The following is a 6,333-nucleotide window of genomic DNA, read 5'->3' as shown; positions in this document are numbered from 1 at the left end:
GTCAGCAAAGCTGACCAGAATCGCGTGCCAAGTCTCACGTGCGTTCGACTTGAAGCAACAGTATACGGAAAAGATTGGGGGATATCAGAAAGATGCAGGATTTTGTGAAAATGAGAGGGAGCGACATGATCATTTTTGTTCCGGAAGAGCTGGATCATCACGGTGCAGAGAAAATACGCCGGGAGGCAGATCAGCTGATGGGAAGCCGGAGAGTCAAACAGGTGATCTTTGATTTTAGGGAGACGGTGTTTATGGACAGTGCCGGGATCGGCATGATCATGGGTCGCTATAAACTGATGCAGTCGCTTGGAGGAAAGGTGACGGCAATTCATGTAAACCAGAGGGTACGCAGGATCCTGCTGCTTTCCGGAATCTATAAAATTGTCGGGATTTACGAGGATACCCCACAGACAACCGGGGCGATGTATGGAGGGAACAGACATGGGGTATGAAAACGAAATGAAGATAGAGTTTGACAGTCGCTCCTGCAACGAAGGGTTTATCCGCGTGGCAGTTTCCGCTTTTATGACACAGCTCAATCCGACGCTGGAAGAGGTGGCGGATGTAAAGACAGCAGTTTCAGAAGCAGTCACAAACTGTATCGTACATGCATATGACGGAAAGGTGGAGAAAATAACGGTATCCTGTCATATCGAAGGAAATGCCCTCTGCCTGTCGGTCAAAGATACCGGATGCGGCATCCCGGACATTGAAAAAGCCATGGAACCACTGTTTACGACCAGACCGGAGATGGAACGTTCCGGTATGGGATTTGCCTTTATGGAAGCTTTTATGGATGAAGTGCATGTCGAATCCACACCTGGACATGGAACCACGGTTTCCATGCGAAAGGAGATCGGATGGAACAAACCCTTGCATTGATCGAACGTTCTCACAAGGGGGACAAAGATGCAAGGAATATACTCGCACAGCAGAATATGGGACTTGTCTATACCGTCGCGAGGCGTTTTAACGGCAGAGGATGTGAGATGGAAGATCTGATACAGATTGGAAGCATCGGACTGTTAAAAGCAATCGATAAATTTGACCTTTCCTATGATGTCAGATTTTCAACGTATGCAGTTCCAATGATCGCAGGAGAGATCAAACGGTTTCTGCGGGACGACGGGATGATCAAGGTCAGCCGCTCTTTAAAAGAGATGGCGGTAAAAGTGTGCATGACAAGAGAAAAGCTGGAAAAGGATTACGGGAGGGAACCAACCCTGGAAGAAGTTTCAGAAGAGATCGGGGCGACAAGAGAAGAGATCGTGATGGCGATGGAGTCTGCAAGCGAGGTAGAATCGCTGCACAAGACCATTTACCAGGGGGACGGAAATGCCATTTCTCTGATGGACGGTATAAAAGAAGAAAAAGATGCCTCAGAAGAACTTCTGGATCATATGCTTTTAAACAGTCTTCTTGGTACGCTGGAAGAAAAAGAACGTGATCTTCTGCGGCTTCGCTATTTTGAAGACCTGACGCAGGTGCAGGTCGCAAAACAACTGGATATGACACAGGTGCAGGTTTCCAGGATGGAAAAGAAGATTCTGGGGAAACTGAGGGAACGGCTGTAAAGGCGGATTCTGGGAAAAAGAAAGGGATGATAACCGGGAATAAAAAACAAAACAAAGGAGATACTACAGAAGAAAGAAAAATACAGCTGGAGGCTACGATATGAAGCAAGCAGGCGGTGAGACACTTTATCTGAAAGTGGATCGAAATGTGCAGGTACATGACAAAAAAGTAACGATTGGTGATCTCGCACAGATTCTCTGTACAGATAAACAGACAGAAAATCTTGTGAAAACCATCAAAGTGCCGCAGGCGACAAACGGGAAACCGGGGCGGCATACGATGTCGGTCATGGAGCTGATTGAGCGGATCCAGGAAGAAGTTTCCGGGCTTGAGATCAACAACATCGGAGAGTATGATTTCCTTGTGACGTATGAAGCGGAAAAACAGCCGGGGCGTGTGCTCAGTTACGCAAAAACCATATTTGTCGCGGCACTGTCGTTTTTTGGGGCGGCTTTTACGATCATGACGTTTAACAACGATGTGGACATTCCAAAGCTGTTTGCTCAGATCTATCAGCAGTTTACGGGCACACCGTCCAGTGGTTTTACGGTTATGGAGTTCTCGTACTCGATTGGGCTGGGGCTTGGGATACTGCTCTTTTTCAATCATTTCGGCGGCAGAAAGATCACGGCAGATCCGACACCTCTGGAAGTGGAGATGCGTACTTACGAAGATGAGATCGACACGACGCTGATCGAGCGAAGCACCCGTGACCCGAAAAAACAGAAAAACACAAATCAGCAGAAAAAGGCGGGTGGATGATATGGCGGAAAAACAGATCATTCCGGCAGTCGTGGGACTCTCCGGAGGTTTTGTCATAGCAGGCGGTGTGATCGCCCTGATGGTGGGACTTGGGATCATCACGCGGTTTGTCGGGATCACACATACGGCAAAGCATGTGAAAAAATATGAGACAGCGATACTTGCAGGAGCCATTTTCGGAAATCTTCTGACGGTGCATCAGATCCGGATTCCACTGGGAATTTTTGGTCTTGTGCTGATGGGTGTGCTGTTTGGGATTTTTGTTGGTGGATGGATCCTGGCACTGGCAGAAATTGTCAATATTTTTCCCATCTTTGCCAGAAGGATCGGCATTACAAAAGGTTACAGTCTGATTGTGATCGCGATTGCAGTCGGAAAAACGGCGGGCAGTCTGTACCATTTTTACAGGCGTTGGGGCATGTAGAAAGCAGACGGCAGGAAGGAATGTTAAGAACATGAAAGATGTGTTAAAAGAACAGAGAAATCAGAAATACAATGATTATGTCAAACAGGTGACACCGGTGCACAGTCTGCCGTTGAATATGCTCAAAGCGTTTGTGACAGGCGGCGTGATCTGCGTGATCGGACAGGCAATCTTAAATTATGGGGATATGCTCGGACTGGAAAAAGACATTGCAGCGAGCTGGTGTTCCCTGATCCTGATTTTTGTCAGTGTGATACTTACCGGTCTGAATATTTATCCGAAACTTGCAAAGTTCGGCGGAGCAGGAACGCTGGTGCCGATCACTGGATTTGCCAATTCGGTGGCAGCTTCTGCGATCGAATATCAGAAAGAAGGGCAGGTTTTCGGGATCGGATGCAAGATCTTTACGATTGCAGGACCTGTGATCCTGTATGGGATCTTCTCGAGCTGGGTGCTGGGACTGATCTACTGGATCTTTCAGGTGACTGTATATCAAATGTGAGATGAATCCCGTCTTAGCAGGCGGTGCACTACAGGCTTGTATCAGTGGCAGATCCGATTAAAAAAAGTCCTGAATGTTCTTCAGGACTTTTTTCATGCCGGTGGCCGGACTCGAACCGGCACGGCTGTTAAACCGCTTGATTTTGAGTCAAGTGCGTCTGCCAATTCCGCCACACCGGCAAAATCTCAAAACCGATATTTAGTTTACCATAAATATTCTGGTATTGCAAGCGTTTTTTGCGTGTTTTCTTTTACTTTACACCCGAACGGAGATAGGATATACTGAGGGGGAACGAAAAACAAAGGAAAAGACAGCGGGGGATCACGATGGATTGTAAAAAAGCCCAGTCATTGGTAACAGCTTATATTATGAGAAAACTCAATGACAAAGATCTGGAAGACTTTCTGGAACATGTGGATAGCTGTGAGGAATGTTATGAGGAGCTGGAAATATACTATACCGTACATTATACTATAGCCCGCCTGGATGAAGATGAGGCGGATCAGGTGTATAATGTCAAAAAGGCACTGCAGAACCGTCTGGAAGAAAGTCGTTTTTATATATGGAGGACAAAAGTTTCCAGGATCTACCGCATTGGGCTCATGGTACTGGCGGAGCTGCTTCTGGTTGTGATCCTAATGACACAGGCAGATCTGTGGCAGAACGGAACCATGGAACACAATCCGATCTGTCAGTTTTTATCCATACACAGAGAAGACAGAAGGCAGGCAGAGACAGAGTCTAAGCCGAGTGAAACAGAAAGCGAAACAAAGAATCCTCTGATAAAAACAGACACTGCTTCGACAGAAAATGAAACAACAACGCAGAAACAGAGAGAAAAGAAGCAGTCGAAAAACAGGAAAAACAAGAAAAACAAGAAAAACAAGAAAAAATCAAAGAAATCAAAAAAGAAGAAAAAGAAGCAGACTAAAAAAACGACAGAAAAGTGAAAGAACAGAAAAGAGGACTGGAACATTGAGAGAAAAACTCGTTTTGATCGACGGACACAGTATTTTGAACCGGGCATTTTACGGAGTGCCGGAGCTGACCAACTCGGAAGGGCTGCATACAAATGCGGTCTATGGTTTTTTAAATATTTTATTTAAAATCCTTGCGGAAGAACAGCCGCAGTATCTGGCGGTTGCTTTTGACCTGAAAGCACCAACCTTTCGCCATAAAATGTATGATGCTTACAAAGGGACGAGAAAGCCGCAGCCGCCGCAGCTCCACGAGCAGGTGCCGGTCATGAAAGAAGTGCTGACGGCGATGGGCGTACCGCTTCTGATGAAAGAAGGCTATGAGGCGGATGACCTGCTTGGAACGGTGGCAAAGCGGATGGAAAAGGAAGGTCTGGATGTTTCTGTGGTCTCCGGTGACCGGGATCTTTTGCAGCTTGCAACAGAGCACATCATGATCCGCATACCAAAGACGAAGCGGACCGGCACGGAGATCGAGGATTACCATGCAAAAGAAGTGCTGGAGAAGTATCAGGTGACACCGCCGCAGATCATTGAACTGAAGGCGATGATGGGTGATGCCTCGGACAATATTCCGGGACTTCCGGGAGTCGGTGAAAAGACGGCGACCAAACTGGTCGTGGCGTATGGCACGATCGAGAATGCCTGTGCCCATGTGGAGGAGATCAAGCCGACCAAGGCGAAAAATGCTTTTCTGGAGCACTATGATCTGGCAGTTCTCAGCAAAAAACTGGCGACGATCGATACCGACAGCCCGATTGATTTTGTGCTGGAGGATGCGAGACTTACCGATCTGTATACGCCGGAAGCCTTTGCCCTGTTCAAAAAGCTGGAGTTTAAGAATCTGCTGGGAAGATTTCAGTGTGATGCAGCGGATCAGAAGATAGAACAGTATTTTTACGCAGTGGAAGATTTTGGTGAGGCGGAAGACGTGTTTGCACAGGCAGCAGGGGCAGCACTCGTGAGCTTTTCTGTCATTTCTCACAAAGGAGAAGTAAAAGGCATCTCTCTTGGCTGGGAGAAAGAAAAGATTTATTATATCCCGGCACAGGGTTTTGTGACTGATCAGTATCTCTGTGAAAAAATGACGGAAGTGCTGGAAAAAGCGGATGCGGCTGTCACGATGAACGTCAAAGAGCAGCTTTCGTATCTGCACGTGGAGAAGAAAAATCTCTTTGATGCAGCGATCGCCATGTATCTTTTAAATCCACTCAAAGATACCTATGCGTACGAGGACATTGCAAAAGAATGTCTGGATCTTCTGGTTCCGTCCGTGCAGGAGCTGCTTGGGAAAGAAGATTTTGGATCGGAAGATGAGAAAGCAGTGAAAAATGCAGCCTGCTATGGCACGTACACCTGCCTGGAAGGAAAAGCAAAACTGGAAGAAAAGTTAAAAGAGAACGGTATGTGGGATCTGTTTAAGGAGATTGAGATGCCGCTGGTCTATACGCTTTACGACATGGAAAAAGCCGGTATAAAGGCAGATGGAGAGGCGTTAAAGCAGTATGGGGAGCAGTTGTCCGGACGGATCAAAGAACTGGAAACGACGATCTACGATCTGGCTGGAGAGACCTTCAATATCAATTCTCCGAAGCAGCTCGGTGTGATTTTGTTTGAAAAACTGCAGCTTCCATATGGAAAGAAAACGAAGACCGGCTACTCGACCGCGGCCGACGTGCTGGAGAAACTGGCACCGGAGGCACCGATCGTGTCCCATATTCTGGAGTACCGTCAGCTTGCAAAGCTCAAATCCACCTACGCGGACGGACTGGCAGGTTACATTGCGGCAGACGGAAGGATCCACAGCAAGTTCCATCAGACGATCACGGCAACGGGACGCATCAGCAGCACGGAGCCGAACCTTCAGAACATCCCGATCCGTATGGAACTTGGCAGAATGATCCGCAAAGTCTTTATCCCGGAAGATGGATTTGTCTTTGTGGATGCCGACTACTCCCAGATCGAGCTGCGTGTGCTGGCACACATTTCCGGGGATGAAAGGCTGATTGAAGCTTACCGGGAAGCTCAGGACATCCACCGGATCACGGCCTCCCAGGTGTTCCATGTGCCGTTTGATGAAGTGACACCTTTGC

The 6,333-nt window shown here is 47.5% G+C and carries 8 protein-coding genes and 1 tRNA gene; 8 read left to right on the top strand and 1 reads right to left on the bottom strand.

Annotated features, from left to right (window positions below; genetic code table 11):
• Window positions 1-92 precede the first annotated feature (92 nt).
• The 6 genes from ACLTL4_RS10145 (at window position 93) to ACLTL4_RS10120 (ending at window position 3,263) form a co-directional block, all read left to right on the top strand.
• The gene (locus ACLTL4_RS10145) at window positions 93-452 is read left to right on the top strand and encodes an anti-sigma factor antagonist (RefSeq protein ID WP_147631331.1); all 360 of its coding nucleotides are present in this window, start codon (window positions 93-95) and stop codon (window positions 450-452) included.
• Window positions 442-882 (top strand): anti-sigma F factor, encoded by a 441-nt coding sequence (gene spoIIAB, locus ACLTL4_RS10140; RefSeq protein ID WP_022119315.1) that lies wholly within the window; start codon window positions 442-444, stop codon window positions 880-882. Before ACLTL4_RS10145 ends, spoIIAB begins: the two co-directional genes overlap by 11 nt.
• Complete coding sequence (locus ACLTL4_RS10135; protein ID WP_022119316.1) at window positions 861-1,574, top strand: SigF/SigG family RNA polymerase sporulation sigma factor; 714 nt, start codon at window positions 861-863, stop codon at window positions 1,572-1,574. Before spoIIAB ends, ACLTL4_RS10135 begins: the two co-directional genes overlap by 22 nt.
• A 100-nt stretch (window positions 1,575-1,674) precedes the next feature.
• A complete protein-coding gene (locus tag ACLTL4_RS10130; protein WP_173866405.1) occupies window positions 1,675-2,337 on the top strand; it encodes a stage V sporulation protein AA in 663 nt (220 codons plus the stop codon).
• Between the two features lies 1 nt (window position 2,338).
• The gene (locus ACLTL4_RS10125; RefSeq protein WP_412290826.1) at window positions 2,339-2,761 is read left to right on the top strand and encodes a stage V sporulation protein AB; all 423 of its coding nucleotides are present in this window, start codon (window positions 2,339-2,341) and stop codon (window positions 2,759-2,761) included.
• 31 nt (window positions 2,762-2,792) lie between these two features.
• Window positions 2,793-3,263, top strand: coding sequence for a SpoVA/SpoVAEb family sporulation membrane protein (locus tag ACLTL4_RS10120; RefSeq protein ID WP_147631274.1), 471 nt, complete (start codon window positions 2,793-2,795; stop codon window positions 3,261-3,263).
• Window positions 3,264-3,358: 95 nt separating this feature from the next.
• Here ACLTL4_RS10120 and ACLTL4_RS10115 read toward each other — a convergent pair.
• Window positions 3,359-3,442 (bottom strand) — tRNA-Leu (locus ACLTL4_RS10115).
• 147 nt (window positions 3,443-3,589) lie between these two features.
• On the opposite strand from ACLTL4_RS10115, the gene ACLTL4_RS10110 reads away from it, so the two are divergent.
• A complete protein-coding gene (locus ACLTL4_RS10110) occupies window positions 3,590-4,213 on the top strand; it encodes an anti-sigma factor family protein (protein WP_412290828.1) in 624 nt (207 codons plus the stop codon).
• A gap of 25 nt (window positions 4,214-4,238) precedes the next feature.
• Window positions 4,239-6,333, top strand: a 2,095-nt coding sequence (polA, locus tag ACLTL4_RS10105; RefSeq protein WP_412320492.1) for a DNA polymerase I, incomplete at its 3' end; no start/stop codon positions are given.

Source organism: Hominisplanchenecus sp., assembly GCF_046967715.1.
Taxonomy (GTDB): Bacteria; Bacillota; Clostridia; order Lachnospirales; family Lachnospiraceae; genus Hominisplanchenecus; species Hominisplanchenecus faecis.
This window is presented reverse-complemented; position numbering and strand designations above follow the sequence as displayed.